This window comes from Saprospira grandis str. Lewin (genome assembly GCF_000250635.1).
Taxonomy (GTDB): Bacteria; Bacteroidota; Bacteroidia; order Chitinophagales; family Saprospiraceae; genus Saprospira; species Saprospira grandis.
Genome location: NC_016940.1, coordinates 1,595,409 through 1,613,759, shown reverse-complemented (window position 1 = coordinate 1,613,759; position 18,351 = coordinate 1,595,409). Strand labels below are relative to the sequence as shown.

The window sequence follows — 18,351 nt, the reverse complement described above, 5'->3', positions numbered from 1 at the left end:
AACGCAAGTATTACGATATGGAAATGATTAACACTATCGGAAGAAGAAAAGCGGCCGTAGCCCGTGTATACCTGCGTCAGGGTTCTGGCAAAGTAACGGTAAATGGTCTTGATTATAAAGAGTACTTTCCTGCTATCCACATTCATGGTAAAGTAGTAGCTCCTCTACAAGAGGTAGAAGTACAGAACCTATATGACATTCAAGTGAATGTAAGCGGGGGTGGAATCAAAGGACAAGCGGAGGCTGTTCGTTTGGGTATTTCTAGAGCGTTGGTAGAGTTGAACGAAGAGTTCCGCAGCCCGCTCAAGGTGAAAAAATACCTCAGTCGTGATCCTCGTTCTGTTGAGCGTAAGAAATACGGTAAGCCCAAGGCCCGTAAGAGCTTCCAGTTCAGCAAACGTTAATTTTATTTCTGCCATCTCTCTGCTTGGGGCTGCTTAGCGGCCCGAGCTACAAATTATAGATAAAGATATGCAAACACCTACTTATAAAGAGTTGTTGGATGCGGGTTGTCATTTTGGCCACATGAAAAGAAAGTGGAACCCCAAAATGCGTCCCTTCATTTTTATGGAGCGTAAAGGTATTCACGTAATTGACCTTAACCGCACAATTGAATCGCTAGAAGAGACTGCTAAAGTCATGAAACAAATGGCTAAGTCTGGCAAAAAGATCCTTTTTGTTGGGACTAAAAAGCAGGCTCGCGGTATTGTAGAAACTGCTGCCCGCAGCGTAAACATGCCTTTTGTTACTGACCGTTGGTTGGGAGGTATGATGACAAACTTTGCGACTATCCGCAAGTCTGTACGCAAAATGCAAAGCATCGAGCGCATGCTCAATGATGGTACGCTAGATAATATCACTAAGAAAGAGCGTTTGGTACTTAGCCGTAAGCACGCTAAACTAAACCGTATGTTTGGTGGTATTGCTGACCTTAACCGTCTGCCTAATACTTTGTTTGTTGTAGACATTAGCCATGAGCATTTGGCTATTGCTGAAGCCAAGCGTTTGGGTATTAGCACTATTGGTATCGTAGATACTAACTCTGATCCTACTGTAGTAGATTTTGCTGTTCCTTCTAACGATGATGCTTCTAAAGCTATCGCTATCGTGGTAAATTACCTCACTGAGGCTATCCGCGAAGGCCTAGAAGAAGGCAAAAAAGTGAAAGAGGAAAAAAAGGCTAGCGCCGAAAAATAAGCGACGACATCACATCTCACACCTTATAAACCAATAATTGACAATGGCTTTCAAAATTTCTGCAGCCGAAGTTAAAAAGCTACGCGACCAAACTGGCGCGGGCATGATGGATTGTAAAAAAGCCCTACAAGAAGCTGAAGGCGACTTTGACGGTGCTATTGAGTATCTTCGTAAGAAGGGCCAAAAAATGACCGAAAAGCGCGCAGACCGCGAAGCTAAAGAGGGCGTTGTTTTGGCACTCACTTCAGAAGATAACAGCAAAGGTATCGCTGTTCGTATTAGCTGCGAAACTGACTTCGTAGCCAAAAACGACGAATTCGTTGCTTTTGTAGCTTCTATCGCTGAGTTGGCCTTGGCTAACTTCCCCGAAAATGCTGAAGCTCTTGCCGCTCTAGAACTAAGCGCTGGCAAAACTGTAGCTGATGCTCTTATCGAAAAAACAGGGGTTATCGGTGAAAAAATTGAGTTGAATAGCTACGGCCGCGTTGAAGCTGCTAAAGTTATCTCTTATGTACACATGGGCAATAAAGCTGGTGTTGTTGTAGGCTTCAACAAAGATGTTGATAACCTAGAAACTGCTGGTAAAGATGTAGCTATGCAAATTGCTGCTATGCACCCCATCGCTGTAGATAAGGACGGTGTTGATGCCTCTATCGTAGAGAAAGAGATCGAAATCGGAAAAGAAGTTGCCCGCAATGAAGGTAAGCCCGAGCAGTTGCTCGAGCGTATCGCTATGGGTAAACTCAATGCTTTCTACAAAGAAAATACACTCCTTAACCAAGAGTTCGTAAAAGGACACAAGCAAACTGTTGCTCAATTCCTTGGTACACTAGATAAAGACCTTACGGTTACTTCTTTTGTACACATTACCCTAGGTTAATGCTTGTATAAGCAAATATAAAAGCGTTTCGATGCCGTCGAAACGCTTTTTTTATACCCAAAAATAGACAGAGACAGATCTTTTCAACAACTTCTAGAAGCTTTCTATTATCATGGCTAATTATAAAAGAGTCCTGCTCAAACTTAGTGGTGAGTCGCTGATGGGCGGCAAAGATTTTGGTATCTCTCCCAAAATGCTCGTACATTATGCTTCCGAAATTCGTAGAGCCATCGACCAAGGTATTGAGGTGGCTGTCGTTATCGGAGGAGGAAATATTTTTCGCGGACTAGAAGCCAAGGATTCTGGCATCGAAAGAGTTCAAGGCGATTATATGGGGATGCTCGCTACCGTAATCAACGGCCTAGCCCTGCAATCTGCCCTAGAAGCAGAAGGTATCTACACCCGCCTGATGACCGCCCTCGGTATGGATAAAGTCGCCGAACCCTATATCCGCCGCCGAGCTATCCGACACCTAGAAAAAGGCCGTGTGGTCATTTTTGCCGCTGGAACCGGTAACCCTTATTTTACTACCGACTCCGCCGCAGCCCTCCGCGCTAGCGAAATTAACGCCGATGTGATCCTTAAAGGCACCCGCGTAGATGGTATCTATACCGCCGACCCCGAACTAGACCCCAAGGCCAAAAAGTTTGATAATATCTCTTTCTCAGAAATTATCCGCTCTGGCCTCTCTATTATGGATATGACGGCCTTTACGATGTGCCAAGAAAATGCCATGCCTATTGTGGTTTTTGATATCAATGAACCTAATAACCTGATCCGCATCCTGAAAGGAGAAGCCATCGGGACACTAGTGACCAACGATAGCGAATAAAACAGCCCAGAAAACCAAAAAAAACGCAGCCCTAAAGGCTGCGTTTTTTTTGTCCCCACAGAAGCTTAAGGTTTTTTTAAATGAGTTCTAGATAATCTAATGTATCTTTAGCCCCTCAATACAAAACTATGGAACAAACAATACCCGCCACTTTTAAAAAGTTGGCTTTCTGGAACCTCTTCAGCTTCCTAGAACGATCTGAAGTAACTGAGGAAATGGTCGACCAATGGCTAGATGCGCTGGGCCAAGATTTTAAAATTGAAAGAGAACAGTTCGATTTTAAAGTGGGCAACCAACGCCAAGAAGGCTTTAACCGCATTTTGGTCCTCGAATTTGACTGTGGCCGAGGCTATACGCTCCGCCTAGAATATACCCCGCACCCAGAAGGAGGCGAAAAATACCTCTACCTAGCCGCCCCGCATCAAGAAAAACAACTGATGGGCTGGTGGAACCTTGAAAATTGGCATCCCTACGCCCTTTCTCCCGAAGAGCTAGACCTCTTGCTCTCTTATTGGGAAAAACAAGGCGGAAAATGGACCAATCGCCATCTGGCCCATGCCCTTTTACACGATTTTGTTGGCCTCGATAGCGAAGAAGCAACCGCCGATTATGCCGCCAAAACCTTTGAAGCCTTCAACGAACTCCGCATTAAGGGCTTTGCTAAGGTAGAACAAAAACCAATCGCCATCTTTTATTATGAAGATAGCGAGTACCATTGGCGCTACGACCGCAAACTCGGCTGGCTGTTCGAAAGCGACCAATACGCCTGCTATTCTATCCGCAATAAAGCCCACGCCAAGGGCGAAGAAGGCCGTTTCCCCTTTGAAGATTGGAATTACCTCATGAAGCAAATTCGCCAAGAAGTGAGCCAATAAAATACACGCCCTATGCCTAAATTGTACTCCCTATTTATCCTTGCTTTGCTGCTGTCGGCCTGCCAGGGCAGCAAAAAGTTGCCTAGCCAAACTCCCGAAAAAACGGCTTTTGTTCCAAGCCAAAAAGGCACGGTCTGGACCTATCGCTATACTTTTCATAATCAAGAAAAAGAACCGATAGAACAAAAACTAGAGCTGCTGCAAACTGAACAAAAAGCCGATGGCCTCTATCTGGACCTCAATCAGGCCAAATGGATGCTCCGAAATGATAGCCTTTTTGTCCGCTGCCAAGGCCGTGGGGGAGGGGAGTTTCTGGCGCCGCTTTATTTGCCCACCACCGACTCGGCTAGCTACAATACTTGCAAGGGCGATGTCTTTATGCAGGTAGCAGCCAAACGCCTGCCCCCAAAAGAGATTTTGGGTAAACGCTATGAAGACCGCTTTAGTTACCAAATTGGCCCTTACGAAAGAGTAGAATACGCAAGGGGCCTGGGCGTGACTCTACATCAGTATTTTGGGATCGGCCAAAAATTAGAAACCCAAATGGAATTGATCGATTTTCAGTTGGGAGTAGGGGAGGACTAGGGGCCTCCGCCTCGCTGCGCTCCTCGGCGCTATGTTGCGGGGCTCGCAGGTCTGCTCGGCCCTGCGGCGGCTTCGCCGCCTGGGTCTGGCCCTTCGGGCCACCCCTTCACAGCGCTAGGCCCAGCGGGCTTCGCCCGCTGCTAGACGCGGGATCAAAATTGTCAAAGAAAGATGAAAAATATCGCTGAATTTAGCCAGCAATACGAAATAGATTATGCTCGGCCCTTGCCAGCCAGAGGCTTGGGCTCTGTTTATCGAGTTAAGGACCAAGAGGAGCAGCTCTTGGCCCTTAAGGTCCTAGAGCTGCACCCCAATTTTGATGATGGGCTCTTTGGCCGCCTCTATGAAGAGGCCAAAAAATTGGAACATCCTCATTTGTTGCCCTATCAGGCGGTGCACATTTTTAGAGAGGAGGAGGTGGTCCAATACTATATATTAATGGACTATTGCGCTGGCGGAGATTGGGCCAGCCGCCGCAGCCAATTGACCGCTGAAGAAAAGCTAGGCTTGCTGCAAGAACTACTCAAACTGCTGATTTTCTTAGAAAAAGAAGGGCATTGCTTACAGAACTTAAAGTTAGAACATCTGTTATTTAAAGAAGAAGAGGCCTTAGACTGGCAGTTGATAAATTATGGGGCCAAGGAAAGCTTGCCCAATTATTTTCATCTAGATTATGCCTATTTGGCTCCCGAGCAACTGCAGGGGCAGGCCATTGGTCCCGCTGCAGATATTTGGGCCTTTGGGGTCTTGCTTACTGCTTTTTGGACCGGCCAATTGCCTTTTGGCCAAAAATCGCCTCAGCAAACTAATGCAAAAATTAAAAACCGCATTCTGAAAGGGGAGCTGCCTAGGGAGCTGCTTAGACGTTTGCCCCTCGAGCTGCGTTATTTAGTAGAAGGCTGTTTGCAAAAAGAGCCCGGCAAGCGCTGGCCCTCTTTTGAGGCCTTGGCCGCTGCCTGGGAAACTGGTCCCGCTAAAGACTATGCTCAAAGTTGGGAGGCCGCTCCCGCCGCAGAAGTTTCTGTATTAGAGACCTTGGCCTATATGGGCCAAGAAGCAGAAAAAGCAGAGGCCCCAAAAGAAGAAGAGCAGTCGGAAAAGACGCCCTTTTTAGAAAGAAAATTTAAACGACAGAAAAGCAAGCCGATTACGATTTGGGAAATACTGCTTTGGTTGGGCGGGGCCTTGGCCCTAGGCTATTATCTCTCTAGTTTGAGCTAGTGTGCATGAATTTTGAGGGGACAAAACCGCCCTGGCCTAGCGATGTGAAAGGGTGGCCGAAGGCCAGACCGAGCCAGCTTGCTGGCGAAGGGCCGAGCAGACCTGCGAGCCCTGTAACGTAGCGCCGCAAGGCGAAGCCGCAGCGGAGGCCCCAAATAAAAAAAAGAAAAGCCATGAAAAAACAGTTACTCCTATTTTTTGCCCTCTTTTTCTTGGGGAATGCCTATGGGCAGCAGGCCGTGCAATATAGTTTGCAGCCTTGGAACCCCTACTATTATAATACGGCCTATGCGGGTTTAGATGAATCTTTGAGCATGACGGGCCAATTTCGGAAGCAGTGGACCGGTTTTGCGGGCAGCCCCTTGAGCTTTAACTTTTCGGCGCATTTGCCTATTAACTATATTAATAGTGGAGTAGGTTTTATGGTTGAGCAAGATTATCGGGGTTTGGATGGCAATGCCTACACCAACACCAACTTTCGGTTTTCTTATAACTACTTTATTGATCTGGGCGAGGGGAAATTATCTATAGGTGCGGCTTTTCGCTATTTGCAAAAGCGGGTAGATGGGGGTGCATTTCGGGCGCCAGATGGTTCTTATAATACAGATAGCGGAATTTTTGACCATAATGATGGGATCATCCCCTTGGGCGTAAGTCAGGCGCAATCGGCCACGGCAGATTTTGGGATATATTATAAAAATGAGCGTTTGCAGTTGGGTTTATCCTCTAATTATTTGACCGAGCCTATTTTGGCCTTAAATGATCAGGCGGTGGACCATGAGCTGCGCAGCCGAAACTATTTTTTATCGGGCTCTTATACCTTTGATTTGGATGGGCAGGGCGATTGGAAATTGCAGCCGACCGTATTATTGAAAACCGATTTGACCAAATTTCAGCCAGAACTGGGCGTATTGGCCCATTATCAGGACCAATTTTATGGGGGGATCAATTTGCGGGGCTATGATAGCAAAAGCTTGGATGCCGTTGTTTTAGTGATGGGCTGGCGCTTGAATAAGCAGCTAAAAATGGCCTATGCCTATGATTTGAGCATATCGGGCTTGCGCAACTTCAATGGCGGCTCGCATGAAATTATGTTAAATTATAATTTGCAAGAACCCATTGGCAGAGAATTACCGGCCAAGGTCATTTACAATCCCCGATTTTTATAAGGAGAAAGGGAAGGAAATAAAAAACAAAAGTAGCTCTGGACAAAGGAGCTACTTTTTTTATTCTATGCAGATAGTTTTTATCTTTGTGGGTCCTCGGCCCCAATCTGTTAAAAATTAGGGGGAAAAGGGGGCGAAACGAAGCCCTCTAAAAGAAAGTTGGGAAAAAAGCAATTTTTAATAAAATAATTGCTTTTGCTCCTCCGTTTCTATGATGACTTTGTCAAGACGAAGCTTCATGCCGCAATAATTTTGAAATAATTTTCTGATTAGCTGCTAACCTTGGCCTAGTTTTAAGATGAACAACTAAGAAAAAAGAAAAAAAGGCCTACTTGCCAAAAGGGCCTATTGCCTTTATATACGGATCATACGCAACTCTAATCTTTAAGCCTTTAGGATTGAGGGGCATTATTAACGAAAAACAACGAAATTAAACTCGGGTGCGAACATGAAAAAACAGCAAATTCTAGCCGTCATTGCCAGCACGTTGCTCCTGTTCTCTTGCGCTCCGCGCGATAATGGACAACTTATAGGTGTTATGGACCGTCCCTCTTGGTCGCCTATCAATCCTTACGGAATGCAGTACGTACCTTCGGGTGCCCTACATATCGGTCCCAGCGATCAGGATGTCAACCACTCTTTGGTAGCTCGACCCAAACAGGTCTCTATCCAAGGATTTTTTATGGATGATACAGAAATTACCAACAACGAATACCGCCAGTTTGTACACTGGGTGCGCGATTCTATCGCTCACGTACAAATGGGCCATACTGTAGACCACCCCAATGGCGTTCAGGGCGTTGACTGGGAGGCTGAGCTCGATTGGGAGCCCGGTGGAGCACTAGACGGAATGTTCTATTCTGGTGCCGAGCAATTGGGAGACCGCAGAAATATCGACATCCGCCAATTGGTTTATGATTACCAATGGTATGACTGGAAAAAGGCCGCTCAGGACTTTGACTGGAAGACCGACTTTAACCGCTTCTCTAAGGAGAAACACAATCGCGCCGATTATATCCGTAAAGATGCTATCCGCATTTATCCCGATACCCTTTGCTGGATCCGTGACTTCACTTACTCTTATAATGAGCCCATGACACGGAACTACTTCTGGCACCCCGCCTTTGACGACTATCCCGTTGTTGGTGTGGCTTGGAAGCAAGCTATGGCGTTCTGCTACTGGAGAACCAACCTTTGGAACGCTTTTGAAGAAGTAAATACAGAGGATTTCCGCCTGCCCACAGAACACGAATGGGAGTATGCCGCTCGCGGTGGCCGCGAATTGGCTCCTTACCCTTGGGGGGGATACTATGTGCGTAATGCCAAAGGCTGTTTGTTGGCCAACTTTAAGCCCGGCCGTGGTGATTATCCCGCAGATGGTGGTTTGTACACCGTAAAAGGTGATGCTTATTTCCCCAACGATTACGGTTTGTACTGTATGGCCGGAAATGCTTCTGAATGGACCTCTTCTGCTTATTACGAAAATGCCTATGCATTTATTCATGACTTGCAGCCCGATATCCGCTTCGATGCCGAAGAAGATGATCCCAATACTTGGAAGCGTAAGGTAATCCGCGGAGGTTCTTGGAAGGATATTATGTATTATATCCAAACGGGAACTCGCCACTGGGAGTACCAAGATACTACCAAGTCTTACATCGGTTTCCGTTGTGTATTGACTTTCCTCGGTCGCTCAATCAACGACTTCAACTAGGCTACATTTAGCTAAAAATACTTTAGGCGCTATATCTTAATGATGTGGCGCCTTTTTTATTATTTTTTTGGGGCCTGCCGCCTGCGGCGGCCGGGCTGTGCACTGGCTCGCTGTTCGCTCGGCCCTTCGCTTTTTTCGCTGCGCTCAAAAAGCTCGGTCTGGCCTTCGGCCACCAGTTACCATCCCTAGGCCTGCGGGCGCTTCGCGCCCTGCTAAGCGCAAGAAAGGGCAGGCCAAGAACAAATTGGCATTTTATAAAAAAAATGATATTTTTAGCCAGCAAACTGTAACCAATGCCCCTAGGCTGTATTAAGAGAATAAAGCAGCCCCGAAAAAGGCAAAAAAAAGGGCGAAAAAAGCCCAAATAAAAAGAAAAGAACCCAAATAAAATTTGGGCAAAACAGTAAAAGAAAAACCGAAAAAGCCCATCAAAAGGGGCATTCAAAAAAAATGTTATAAAAAGTGTAACGATTTTAAGAAATTGTCTTATACTTACGAACCCTTAGCCTCAAGGAGGCCCTCGAGCTAAGGGCACACTATTATTACTTTCTTTATTATTGATTGAGAAAACCCTTTTCATTCACTAACCATTTAAAACTTTAGCGTCATGAGTTTTATTCATTCTAGTGGCTTCGCTTACATCAAAAACTTGATTATCGGTGTGGGTGCATCTGTTGTACTTGTAGGAGCCCTCTTTAAAATCCAGTCTTGGCCTGGTGCATCTGAAATGTTGACTGCTGGTCTTTTGACTGAGGCAGGACTATTTATCATGATGGGTCTTCTTCCCCCTCACAAAGAGTACTACTGGGAAAAACTATACCCCGGTCTAGATACTCACGGTGGATCAATCGAAGGAGCTATCGGACAAGGTGGCGGATCTTTTGACGGTGATGCCCTAAACGTAACAATCGAAAGATTGGGCAAGCAGATGGGTAACATCAAATTGGACACTTCTGGAATCGAGAACCAACAAAAAGCTATGATCGGTGAACTACAGACCATGGCTAAGAGCATGACTTCTTTGAAGGCTCTTCAAGAAGCTGACTTTGGCGAAATCAAAAAAGTAACTCAAGGTGCTGGCAAATTTGCTTCAGCTTTGGGTGAGGCCGTAGAAAGCATCAGCGAATCTCTAGAAGATACTCGCGTATACAAAGAGCAATTGACTCAGTTGAACAAGAACCTCAAGTCAATGAACTCTGTCTACGGTAATGTTCTTTCTGCTATGGGCCAAAAAGCCTAATTCTAGCATAAAGTACAGAAACTGAATTTTGAATTCCAAAAAATCATTATAAGCTATGGCAATTCCAAAGGAGCCACGGGCACTGATGATTAACCTGATGTACCTCGTACTGACGGCTATGTTGGCCTTGAACGTCTCGGCCGAAATCATCAATGCCTTCTTTATGCTCGATAAAGGTATTAAACACACAAACGAAATCGTTGATAAAGGCCTGGAAGGGACTATCTCTGCGATGAAAACAACCTCAGATGATAAGCCTGCACTAAAGCCTATCACTGCCGCTGCTGAAAAAGTACCCGGCGAAATCAAAGAGTTGTTGGATTATATCGACGAACTTCGTGTAAACATTACCAACGAATCTGGTGGACTCTATTCTACTGCTGACCACAAATCAAAGTGGGAAGGTAAAGGATTTACTATTGGTAAAATCGTTGAAGGCGCCGAAGAAAAACTCGACGGTAAGCCTAAGGGTAAGAAAAATAAGGATGTTACTCAGCGTCTTTTGGTTGATGAAGGCCAAGGAGCTAAGTTGAAAGAACTTATTACTTCTACTCGTGGAAAATTGATTAAAGTACTTGACGATATCGTTGCTTTGAACGAAAAAACACCTATGAAAGGGGTTAAGTTTGACAAAGCTGAAATCGAAAAGCTTAAGAAGAACTTGGTACTCGAGGAAATCGATGACGAGATCTGGCAAAAAGCAGGTAAGGCTTCTTGGGAAGCTTATGTATTCGGTTACATGCCTGTAGCTGCTTGTTATCCTCTTTTCCGTAAGTATCAGAATGATGCGAAAAACGCTGCTGCTCAGGTAATCAACTTCTTGTCTAACAACATGGGTAACAAAGTACTCGTTTATGACAAGTTTGATGTATTCTCTTCTTCTAAAAAGCCTTACATCCTTTTGGGTGAGACTTATGAAGCAGAAATCGCCTTGGGTGCTTACTCTAGCCAAGCAAACTTCTCTGTAAATGTTGGCGGTCGCGCCCTTTCTGTAGAAGATGCTAAAGCGAAGTTTACGGCTAAGCCTTCTTCTGTAGGTACGCAGAAGTATACCGCTACTATTACTGTAGAAAACCCTCTTACTGGTGAAACTGAGCGCGTAAGCAAAGAGTTTGCCTATGAAGTAGGTGTACCTTCAGTAACTGTTGCTGCTGACAAGATGAACGTATTCTACATTGGTGTAGATAACCCCATCTCTGTAGCTGCTGCTGGTGTTTCTTCAAATGATATCTCTGTTTCTGTCTCTGGTGCAGGTGGAGCAAAACTCAAGCCTGCTGGTAAAGGTAAGTTCATCGTGAACGCTACCAAAATGACCAAGAAAGGATCATACTGTAATATCGTAGTCACCAACAAGAAAACAGGAAAGGCTTTGGGCTCTTACCCCTTCCGTGTGAAGCGTATTCCCGATCCTATTGCTATCTTGACTAACGGTAAATCAGATGGAACTGTAAAAGCTGGTGAAATGCGCGTACAAAGAGGTCTTATTGCTAAATTGCAAAACTTTGACTTCGATGCACAGTGTAAAATTCAAAGCTTTACTATGTACTACACACCTCCTCGTCAGGACCCCGTTCCTGCCAAGAACAACGGTGGTACATTCTCTGGTACAGTATTGAACTCAATCCGTTCTGCTAAACCTGGTGGATCTTTCCAATTCGTTGATGTGAAAGGTCGTTGCCCCGGTGATGCTGTAGGTCGTAAACTAAACGGCTTGGCTTTCCAAATTCGCTAGAAGTTTTTGGTAGCTGAATAAAATAGAAGTTGGTTGTCTTTCGTTAATCTAAGGAAGCAACCAACTTTCTTTATTAGTGATAGAGGCTCCACAACCAAAATCACTTCCTTCGCATTCGGTGAGTCTTTCACAAGCGAGAGAAAGATTACGCTTTTTTTCTTTCTTAACATTTAACTCACTCTGAGGCCCTAGCTAAGCCTCGCACTTAAATTGTTAAATTCAATGAATGCTACTGCCTTATTTCAGTCTGCCTTGGTATTTATGTTTCTGTTGGCTGCTAACCTAACAGTTTCGGCTCAAAGGATGCCTATCGGCACTACCGAATCAAACAATCCAATTCAGGAAACACCCCGTGACGATATCTATGAACGTCATATCAACTCTAAAAAGTTGATCATCCCTTATGACTATCTACATGAAAAAGATGTCTTTTGGGAAAAACGCGTTTGGCGCCTCATTGATGTGCGCGAAAAGCAAAACCACCACTTTGCCGCTGTGGCCACTACCGGCCGTAAGCCTTTTATTATGATTCTTTTGGATCATGCTCGTAAAGATGATATTGCCGCCTACTCAGTGCAAGGTCTAGAAGGAGCCGATGGAGATAACTTTAGTAACCCCATCCCAAAAGAAGAAATGCAGACACTAGGGACCAAAATTGACACCGTTGTTACTTTTGACCCCGAAACACTAGAAGAAATTATCGAGCCTGTTGTCAACCCCTTCAACCCTGAAGACGTACGACAGTTCCGCCTTAAAGAGGTTTGGTTCTTCGATGAAGAAACTTCTGCTATGGATGTGCGTATCCTCGGTATTGCACCTATCCAAGATCGTTATGATGATAATGGAAACTTCCTTAACTCTGGTCCCATGTTTTGGGTATACTACCCCGACATCCGCCCAGTTTTGGCCCAACACGCTTGCTATAATCCTACCAACGACTTGAATACCATGAGCTGGGAGGATGTGTTTGAAGCAAGACATTTCTCTTCTTATATTATCAAGGAATCTAATGTGCATGATCGCCGTATCCAAGATTATAAGTCTGGTGTAGATGCTTTGCTAGAAGCCGATAAGATTAAGGAGCAGGTCCGTGACTATGAGCACGACCTCTGGACATACTAGACCCCGGTCTACAGAAAACAGCTCTGCTGCTTTCTACTTTTTTTAAGAGACGTTCTATACGAATAGAACGTCTCTTTTCGTTTTTAGAACAACTTGGTCCTATTTCTGCGTATTGCAGGGCCCAGTATGGGCCCGCAGGCTGAGGGATAGAAAGTGGTGCGGCGAAGCCGCAGACCAAGGAGCCGAAGGCGAGGAAGGGCCGAGCAGACCTGCGAGCCACGACAACCAGCCCCGAAGGGGCGCCAGTTCGACGACCAACGGGAGTATATAGCCCGACCCGGCCGAAGGCCGGGGCAGCCCCAAATTATTTGTCCTAAAAAAATTATTGCTATTGAGATAAGCTTTACTCCTAACTTGCCACTAAAAAAGGCATATAGATTTACCTATCGAATTCATCGGACCGCTCTGCTTGATGTTCATAAAAAAACGATACTATGGCTTATCCTAAATTGATGATTTGGGCCCTGCTCGTTTTGGGCCCCCAGTTGCTTTTGGCCCAATATACTTTTGAGGCCCCAGAAAATAATCAGGAGCTTAGCAGCCAAGCGGCTCCGCCCCTTTTGCAATACTCGCATTTGGAAGAGCGAGACGTTTTTTGGGAAACCCGAATTTGGCGAGATATTATTGTAGCCGAAAAAGCAAATCAGCATTTTTCTGCTATAGACCAAGAGCTGATCGCCGCACTGATTAAGTCCGCAGAATCTGGCGAAATTACGCTTTACCACCCTATAGATGACCGCTTTAGCCAGCCGCTTTGCCCTGCCGACCGCAAAGAAATTTTGGGCGAAACCGATACCACAACCGTGATTGATCCAGAAACTTTGGAGGAGGAGCATATTGCTATTTATACCCCCCTCAATTATCAAAATATTGTGGCCTATCGCCTCAAAGAGGTTTGGTACTTTGATTTGCAAAGAGGAAAACTAGATGTGCGAATTTTAGGCCTGGCCCCAATTGTAGAAGAATATGGCGAGGATGGAGAGTTTCTGGCTCGCCGCCCCCTCTTTTGGGCCTATTATCCAGATGCCCGACAAGCACTGGCCAAAAGCAGAAGCTACACCCCTTATAATACGCCCATGAGCTGGGCCGATGCCCTAGATGCCCGCTTCTTTAGCTCCCTGATTATTAAGCAGTCTAATTTGCAAGATCGCCGAATTGAAGATTATGCAGAAGGGATGCAGGCCTTGCTAGAAGCCGAGAAAATTCAGGAGAAAATCCGAAATTTTGAACATGATCTCTGGACCTATTAAAGCGAAAAGGGCAGCCGATAGCTCGGCTGCCCTTTTTTTATTGGCGATATAAATGCAGCATTTTGGCCTCAAATAAACTGTCTATCTTCGGATAATCGCAATTTTGTTGGAGCAAAGAAAAATGCAATTGATTGATCTTTAAATCTACCTCAAATTCATTCCTCAACTGAAAATACTGCCGAACATTATCCCGAATTCGGTCATTGTAGGTAAATTCGGCACAGTAAAGCTCATCATTTTCCCCTTTTTTTAAACATTCACAGGTTTTTACGGCAACAGCTTCTAAGCGCAGCTGGCTAAAAATACCCAACTGACGAAGCTGAAGGTCCAAGACCTCTGTACTAAGGATGTACTCGGGCCGCGTCTTTTTTCTAAAATCTACTTCTTGCAAAACGTAGACGGTCCCCAAAACGCCCAGGGCTAAGGCAAAAAGGACAAAAGATAAGGAGCGAAAAGAGGGACTGTTTTCCATGATAAAGCTATTTTTTACTAGAAATAATAGAGAAAACAGCCTATTTTTTCTGCTGCTTGTCTCGCTGCAAAGCCCCCACCAAATTAGAAATTTGCGCCCGCCGAACACTATTGGTGTAGGTCATGATCCTAAAATATTTGCTATCCTGATAGTCTACTTCCCACTGCGCATAGGCCTCTTCGGTTTCGCTGAGGGTCTTGAGCATACTCTTGTTTTTCTGGACCAAAGGCAGCTGAATAATCAAAAGTATGCGCTGGTCAATTTTGCGCTGTAGCTCAAAAAGCAAGGACACATCTTTGATTTCTCCAGCCTTGGCCCGCTGCACATACTTAAAAACAAGGTCCATCTCTGAAATCGTTTTGAGCAAGCTCTCCGACAGACTTTCGTCCTTTTCTAGCCAAGTTTTGGCCATTTCTCGGCTTAGGTTTTCTACAGAAAGTTCTTCCTTATCCTGCACATTTAAGCCCTGTTCTTGCCAGCTTTTTAGCTCGCCCTGAAGTAATACTTCCTTAAGGATAAATCCCCCAATGACTAGGCCAATCACAACGGCGATGGCAATGGTTGTTTTTTTCATTTTTCTTTGTTTTTTGGGGCCCGCGGCCGGCTAGCCTTCGGCTAGGTCGGCCGCCGCTATGCTTCGGGGCTCGCTGTTCGCTCGGCCCTGCAGCCGCCTTCGGCGGCTTTGGTCTGGCCTGACGGCCACCCGCTCCGCAGCGCTGGGCCAAGGACCGCCTGGCCGGGCCCCTAGACTCCATTAAAGTTTATACTTAAAGCTTTTATTTCCTTTGATGAGCTCAATCTCTTCGCTGCCTCTGGGGTAGCTATAGCGTTCCCACTTGATGGGCTCAATAATTCGGCCACCAACAGCCACTACGCCCCATTTTCCGCCTTTTTGGACCAAAAAACGGCCTTTGGGCAAAATGACCACATCTTCATATTTTGGAGGCAGCAAAATACCCTTTTTTAGAGAAACCACTCCCCATTTTTCGCCATCGGCAGCAAAGAAGTAGCCCTCTTTCCTAAAGTCAAAGTTGGTAAAAGCGGGGGCAATGAGTTCTCGGTTTTGGGCATCGACCACTCCCCATTTTCCGCCTTTTTGGACCATAAAAGTGTTGCGGTCAATGATGTGCAGCTTGCTATATTTTTTGGGGGGGATCAAAATGTCTTTTTCCACATTGGCCACTCCCGCCTTGCCATTGAGCTCTATAATAAAAAGCTGATGCCGCAAAAAGTACTTAATGCCATCATAGGCAAAATTAAAATAGCCCTCGCCCTCATACATATAGTCTTCCTTGCCCTTATAGCGGGCCATCAGCTTGTAGTTGTCGGGGTCAATGCCAATATCATCATAAATAGGATCCAGAATAGTGTCCAATTTTCCCAAAGAATCTAGCCGCAAAATACCATACTTATCTTTTTCTAAGACCTTGAGCCAGCGCAGGGGCAAAAAGGAAAAGGGCTCGAGCTCCTTGTATTTTCGCTCAATGAGTAATTTTCCTTCATCATTGGCAACGCCCCAAAGTCCATCTTTATAGACCGTAAAAAACTCATTGAAGTATTCTATCCGCTCAAAGCTGAGCTCGGGCTGCAATTCGCAGGGCGAGCCATTTTGGGCCAACCAATTATATACCGACCAAAGCTGCTTGTTCTCTTGGCGAACCAAGGAGTATTTAGGCTCTAAATTGTCATAGATATGCGCAAAGCAAATGGGCAAATATTCTTCTCCACGAATAGTGAGAATGCCCCATTTTTCTCCTTGCTTAACCTTAAAGTAGTTGCCATCAAACATGATTTCATCATAAATAGGGGCCAGCCATTCGCTGCCATCTTCATTAAAGATGCCGTACTTTCCACCAACTTCTACAAAGATGCGGGCCGGATCTAGCTTATAGCGATAATTGACCTTATCGTATTTGGGGGGAATCCAAGCGCTGAGGTCCTTATTTAATAGGCCCCATTTTCCATTTTTCTGAATTTCGTAATAGCGCAAATCCTGTTCTAGGCGAAACTGATATTTGATGCTATCATAGGCGGCGGGGCTAAGAATTTCTCCTGTTTCTCGCTCATAAAAGCCCCAGAGGGTTTTTTCGCCCAATTTGACCTTGTAAATATTGTCCATCAAAAAGCTGCTGTCGGGCCGTTGGGCCTTTAAGGGCCCAAAAAATAGGAGGGCTAAACAACAGATAAAAAAGAATCGAATCATAAGAAAATAGTTTAATTTCTGGATAGCTGCCAGGCTCTATTGGCCCAGCGCTGCGGAGTGGGTGGCCGAAGGCCAGACCGAGCAAAACGAGCGTTAGCGAAGTTTTGCGAAGGGCCGAGCAGACTTGCGAGCCCCGCAGCATAGCGGCGGCCGACCGAGGCGCAGCCGAGCCGGCCGCGGGCCCCAAAAAAGAAAAAAATTAGATATTTTGCCAAAATGTTTCTTGCTGCAGCTGCTCTGGAATTTTGGGGCTGGGATGTAGGCAAATGCGCTGCCCATTTTCCCATTGAATAGCTGCGGGCTGCTCGGCGAGTTCTTGGCCTTCTAGTTGGGCCAAAGCGGCCCAAAGCGCAAGTCCACCCGCCCGAAAAGTTTGCTCAATATGGGCTTTTTTAGTCTTTTTTTGCCAAGCGGTAGCAAAAATGCCCTGGGCCAAAATCGGCCCAGCATCTAGTTGCTCCTCTACCAAATGTGCCGTTGCCCCAAAAAATGGCAAGCGCTGTTTTTGGGCGGCTTCTAGGGGCGCTAGGCCAATGAGGCCAGCAAAAGCAGGCAAAATCGAATAATGCAAATTGAGCCAATGCGCCTCAGAGAATTGGGCCAAGGTCTGGGCATCAATAATTTTATGGATATTGGTAATGATCAGATCGGCTTGCAATTGGGCCAAATACCGCCGCAACTCCTCGGGCTGGCTCTGCCGATAACTCATTTGCTGGGCAAAAATGCCTTTTTCTTGGGCCCAACTCAGGGCGGGGCAAGGCCGATCGGCCAAAACGCCAACCAACTCCCCATCCAAAAGGCCAAAGGCCAAGAACTTGGCCAATAGTCGGAGGTTGCCGCCCCCGCCCGAAACCAAAAAAACATAGCGCCTAGTCTTCATCTTGCTCTTCATTTTCTGAGGCACGCAGCCAAAAATTGGGCCTTCTGCTGCTGCGCTGATTGATACGGTGGATGTACTCGCCCAAAATGCCAATGCCCAAAAGAATCAAACTGAGCCCAAAGCCCAGGATAATCACCAAACTGCTATAGCCCGGAATAATATCGTTGAGAATCAGTTTTCGGAGCAAAATGTAGAGCGAATAGACCGAAGATAGTATAAATATAATGATCGAAATGCCCGAAAGTAAGCGGATGGGCAGGTCCGAAAAGGTAATTAAAATATTGATGCTATGATTGAGCAGTTTGCGCAGCGTATAGCCACTTTCTCCGGCCTGCCGGGGCTGATGACTGACCCGCACACTGCTCACCTGCTGCGTAATCCAGCTCAGATAGCCATCTAAAAAGGTATAGGAATTATTCATCTGCAGGCAAGCCTTGGCCATATCGCTACGAATCAGGCGAAAAGGGCTATAATGCCGATGCAACTGCGGAATGGCCAAGCTCAAACTGCGCTGCATCAACCAGGAGGTCAGGTTCCGAAAACCATTGTGCTGCCGCTCTTCAAAGTAGCCATAAACCAGATCAAAATTGCCCTTTTTTTGCTCGGCAATTAGGGCCGAAATATCGGCGGGGCGCTGCTGTAAATCCTCATCCATCGTAATGATCCAAGGGGACCGAACCTGCGCAAAACCGCAAATAATGGCGTTGTGTTGGCCAAAATTTCTACTCAGTTGAAAGGGGCGGACACGAGCATCCTGAGCCGCCAATTTTTTCATGACCGCCCAAGAATTATCGGGCCCACAATCATGGACCAAAATAAGCTCAAAGCTCAAATTGGCCCCCTCAAAAAAAGCCTTGATTTCTTGATAGAGTAGGGGCAAACTCTCTTCGCCTCGATAAACGGGGACCACAACAGCATAGTCTACAGATGACATGGGCAAGTCGTTAAAGTTAGATGATTTGGGGCTGCCCCGCCCTGCGGG

At 45.9% G+C, this 18,351-nt stretch carries 18 protein-coding genes; 13 read left to right on the top strand and 5 right to left on the bottom strand.

Features of this window, described 5'->3' with window-relative positions; all coding sequences use genetic code 11:
* Positions 1 to 17 precede the first annotated feature (17 nt).
* The 13 genes from rpsI to porN (SGRA_RS07100) all read left to right on the top strand — a co-directional run bounded on the left by rpsI (position 18) and on the right by porN (SGRA_RS07100) (position 13,814).
* Positions 18 to 404 carry a 30S ribosomal protein S9 gene (gene rpsI, locus SGRA_RS07170; protein WP_015691969.1) on the top strand — a complete coding sequence of 129 codons (387 nt, stop codon included), beginning with the start codon at positions 18 to 20 and terminating at the stop codon, positions 402 to 404.
* Between the two features lie 67 nt (positions 405 to 471).
* Positions 472 to 1,197, top strand: a complete 726-nt coding sequence (rpsB, locus tag SGRA_RS07165; protein WP_015691968.1) for a 30S ribosomal protein S2 — start codon at positions 472 to 474, stop codon at positions 1,195 to 1,197.
* A gap of 43 nt (positions 1,198 to 1,240) precedes the next feature.
* Entirely contained in the window at positions 1,241 to 2,077 is an 837-nt protein-coding gene (gene tsf / locus SGRA_RS07160) for a translation elongation factor Ts (protein WP_015691967.1), read from the top strand.
* Between the two features lie 112 nt (positions 2,078 to 2,189).
* Positions 2,190 to 2,909, top strand: coding sequence for a UMP kinase (pyrH, locus tag SGRA_RS07155; RefSeq protein WP_015691966.1), 720 nt, complete (start codon positions 2,190 to 2,192; stop codon positions 2,907 to 2,909).
* A gap of 128 nt (positions 2,910 to 3,037) precedes the next feature.
* The gene (locus SGRA_RS07150) at positions 3,038 to 3,784 is read left to right on the top strand and encodes a hypothetical protein (RefSeq protein WP_015691965.1); all 747 of its coding nucleotides are present in this window, start codon (positions 3,038 to 3,040) and stop codon (positions 3,782 to 3,784) included.
* Between the two features lie 12 nt (positions 3,785 to 3,796).
* Complete coding sequence (locus SGRA_RS07145) at positions 3,797 to 4,369, top strand: hypothetical protein (protein WP_015691964.1); 573 nt, start codon at positions 3,797 to 3,799, stop codon at positions 4,367 to 4,369.
* Positions 4,370 to 4,540: 171 nt separating this feature from the next.
* Positions 4,541 to 5,590, top strand: coding sequence for a protein kinase domain-containing protein (locus SGRA_RS07140; protein ID WP_015691963.1), 1,050 nt, complete (start codon positions 4,541 to 4,543; stop codon positions 5,588 to 5,590).
* Positions 5,591 to 5,763: 173 nt separating this feature from the next.
* Positions 5,764 to 6,759: a PorP/SprF family type IX secretion system membrane protein gene (locus SGRA_RS07130; RefSeq protein ID WP_015691962.1), complete on the top strand. Its 996-nt coding sequence runs from the start codon at positions 5,764 to 5,766 to the stop codon at positions 6,757 to 6,759.
* Between the two features lie 445 nt (positions 6,760 to 7,204).
* The gene (gene porK, locus SGRA_RS07125) at positions 7,205 to 8,470 is read left to right on the top strand and encodes a T9SS ring complex lipoprotein PorK/GldK (RefSeq protein ID WP_015691961.1); all 1,266 of its coding nucleotides are present in this window, start codon (positions 7,205 to 7,207) and stop codon (positions 8,468 to 8,470) included.
* Between the two features lie 607 nt (positions 8,471 to 9,077).
* Positions 9,078 to 9,710, top strand: coding sequence for a type IX secretion system motor protein PorL/GldL (gene porL / locus SGRA_RS07115; RefSeq protein WP_015691958.1), 633 nt, complete (start codon positions 9,078 to 9,080; stop codon positions 9,708 to 9,710).
* A 55-nt stretch (positions 9,711 to 9,765) separates the two neighbouring features.
* Entirely contained in the window at positions 9,766 to 11,442 is a 1,677-nt protein-coding gene (gene porM / locus SGRA_RS07110) for a type IX secretion system motor protein PorM/GldM (RefSeq protein WP_015691957.1), read from the top strand.
* A 222-nt stretch (positions 11,443 to 11,664) separates the two neighbouring features.
* Positions 11,665 to 12,564 carry a type IX secretion system ring subunit PorN/GldN gene (porN, locus tag SGRA_RS07105; protein ID WP_015691956.1) on the top strand — a complete coding sequence of 300 codons (900 nt, stop codon included), beginning with the start codon at positions 11,665 to 11,667 and terminating at the stop codon, positions 12,562 to 12,564.
* Between the two features lie 434 nt (positions 12,565 to 12,998).
* The gene (gene porN / locus SGRA_RS07100; protein WP_015691955.1) at positions 12,999 to 13,814 is read left to right on the top strand and encodes a type IX secretion system ring subunit PorN/GldN; all 816 of its coding nucleotides are present in this window, start codon (positions 12,999 to 13,001) and stop codon (positions 13,812 to 13,814) included.
* A 37-nt stretch (positions 13,815 to 13,851) separates the two neighbouring features.
* Here porN (SGRA_RS07100) and SGRA_RS07095 read toward each other — a convergent pair whose 3' ends face one another.
* The 5 genes from SGRA_RS07095 to SGRA_RS07075 all read right to left on the bottom strand — a co-directional run bounded on the left by SGRA_RS07095 (position 13,852) and on the right by SGRA_RS07075 (position 18,303).
* A complete protein-coding gene (locus tag SGRA_RS07095) occupies positions 13,852 to 14,286 on the bottom strand; it encodes a hypothetical protein (RefSeq protein WP_015691954.1) in 435 nt (144 codons plus the stop codon).
* Between the two features lie 40 nt (positions 14,287 to 14,326).
* Positions 14,327 to 14,860: a hypothetical protein gene (locus SGRA_RS07090; protein ID WP_015691953.1), complete on the bottom strand. Its 534-nt coding sequence runs from the start codon at positions 14,858 to 14,860 to the stop codon at positions 14,327 to 14,329.
* 180 nt (positions 14,861 to 15,040) lie between these two features.
* Positions 15,041 to 16,489, bottom strand: a complete 1,449-nt coding sequence (locus tag SGRA_RS07085; protein ID WP_015691952.1) for a WG repeat-containing protein — start codon at positions 16,487 to 16,489, stop codon at positions 15,041 to 15,043.
* Positions 16,490 to 16,688: 199 nt separating this feature from the next.
* The gene (locus SGRA_RS07080) at positions 16,689 to 17,369 is read right to left on the bottom strand and encodes a formyltransferase family protein (protein WP_015691950.1); all 681 of its coding nucleotides are present in this window, start codon (positions 17,367 to 17,369) and stop codon (positions 16,689 to 16,691) included.
* Positions 17,359 to 18,303 (bottom strand): glycosyltransferase family 2 protein, encoded by a 945-nt coding sequence (locus SGRA_RS07075; protein WP_015691949.1) that lies wholly within the window; start codon positions 18,301 to 18,303, stop codon positions 17,359 to 17,361. Before SGRA_RS07075 ends, SGRA_RS07080 begins: the two co-directional genes overlap by 11 nt.
* Between the last annotated feature and the right edge of the window lie 48 nt (positions 18,304 to 18,351).

Coding starts and splice junctions, on each gene's coding strand:
- rpsI (WP_015691969.1), top strand. CDS start 18: ATGGAAATGATTAACACTATCGGAAGAAGAAAAGCGGCCGTAGCCCGT.
- rpsB (WP_015691968.1), top strand. CDS start 472: ATGCAAACACCTACTTATAAAGAGTTGTTGGATGCGGGTTGTCATTTT.
- tsf (WP_015691967.1), top strand. CDS start 1,241: ATGGCTTTCAAAATTTCTGCAGCCGAAGTTAAAAAGCTACGCGACCAA.
- pyrH (WP_015691966.1), top strand. CDS start 2,190: ATGGCTAATTATAAAAGAGTCCTGCTCAAACTTAGTGGTGAGTCGCTG.
- SGRA_RS07150 (WP_015691965.1), top strand. CDS start 3,038: ATGGAACAAACAATACCCGCCACTTTTAAAAAGTTGGCTTTCTGGAAC.
- SGRA_RS07145 (WP_015691964.1), top strand. CDS start 3,797: ATGCCTAAATTGTACTCCCTATTTATCCTTGCTTTGCTGCTGTCGGCC.
- SGRA_RS07140 (WP_015691963.1), top strand. CDS start 4,541: ATGAAAAATATCGCTGAATTTAGCCAGCAATACGAAATAGATTATGCT.
- SGRA_RS07130 (WP_015691962.1), top strand. CDS start 5,764: ATGAAAAAACAGTTACTCCTATTTTTTGCCCTCTTTTTCTTGGGGAAT.
- porK (WP_015691961.1), top strand. CDS start 7,205: ATGAAAAAACAGCAAATTCTAGCCGTCATTGCCAGCACGTTGCTCCTG.
- porL (WP_015691958.1), top strand. CDS start 9,078: ATGAGTTTTATTCATTCTAGTGGCTTCGCTTACATCAAAAACTTGATT.
- porM (WP_015691957.1), top strand. CDS start 9,766: ATGGCAATTCCAAAGGAGCCACGGGCACTGATGATTAACCTGATGTAC.
- porN (WP_015691956.1), top strand. CDS start 11,665: ATGAATGCTACTGCCTTATTTCAGTCTGCCTTGGTATTTATGTTTCTG.
- porN (WP_015691955.1), top strand. CDS start 12,999: ATGGCTTATCCTAAATTGATGATTTGGGCCCTGCTCGTTTTGGGCCCC.
- SGRA_RS07095 (WP_015691954.1), bottom strand. CDS start 14,286: ATGGAAAACAGTCCCTCTTTTCGCTCCTTATCTTTTGTCCTTTTTGCC.
- SGRA_RS07090 (WP_015691953.1), bottom strand. CDS start 14,860: ATGAAAAAAACAACCATTGCCATCGCCGTTGTGATTGGCCTAGTCATT.
- SGRA_RS07085 (WP_015691952.1), bottom strand. CDS start 16,489: ATGATTCGATTCTTTTTTATCTGTTGTTTAGCCCTCCTATTTTTTGGG.
- SGRA_RS07080 (WP_015691950.1), bottom strand. CDS start 17,369: ATGAAGACTAGGCGCTATGTTTTTTTGGTTTCGGGCGGGGGCGGCAAC.
- SGRA_RS07075 (WP_015691949.1), bottom strand. CDS start 18,303: ATGTCATCTGTAGACTATGCTGTTGTGGTCCCCGTTTATCGAGGCGAA.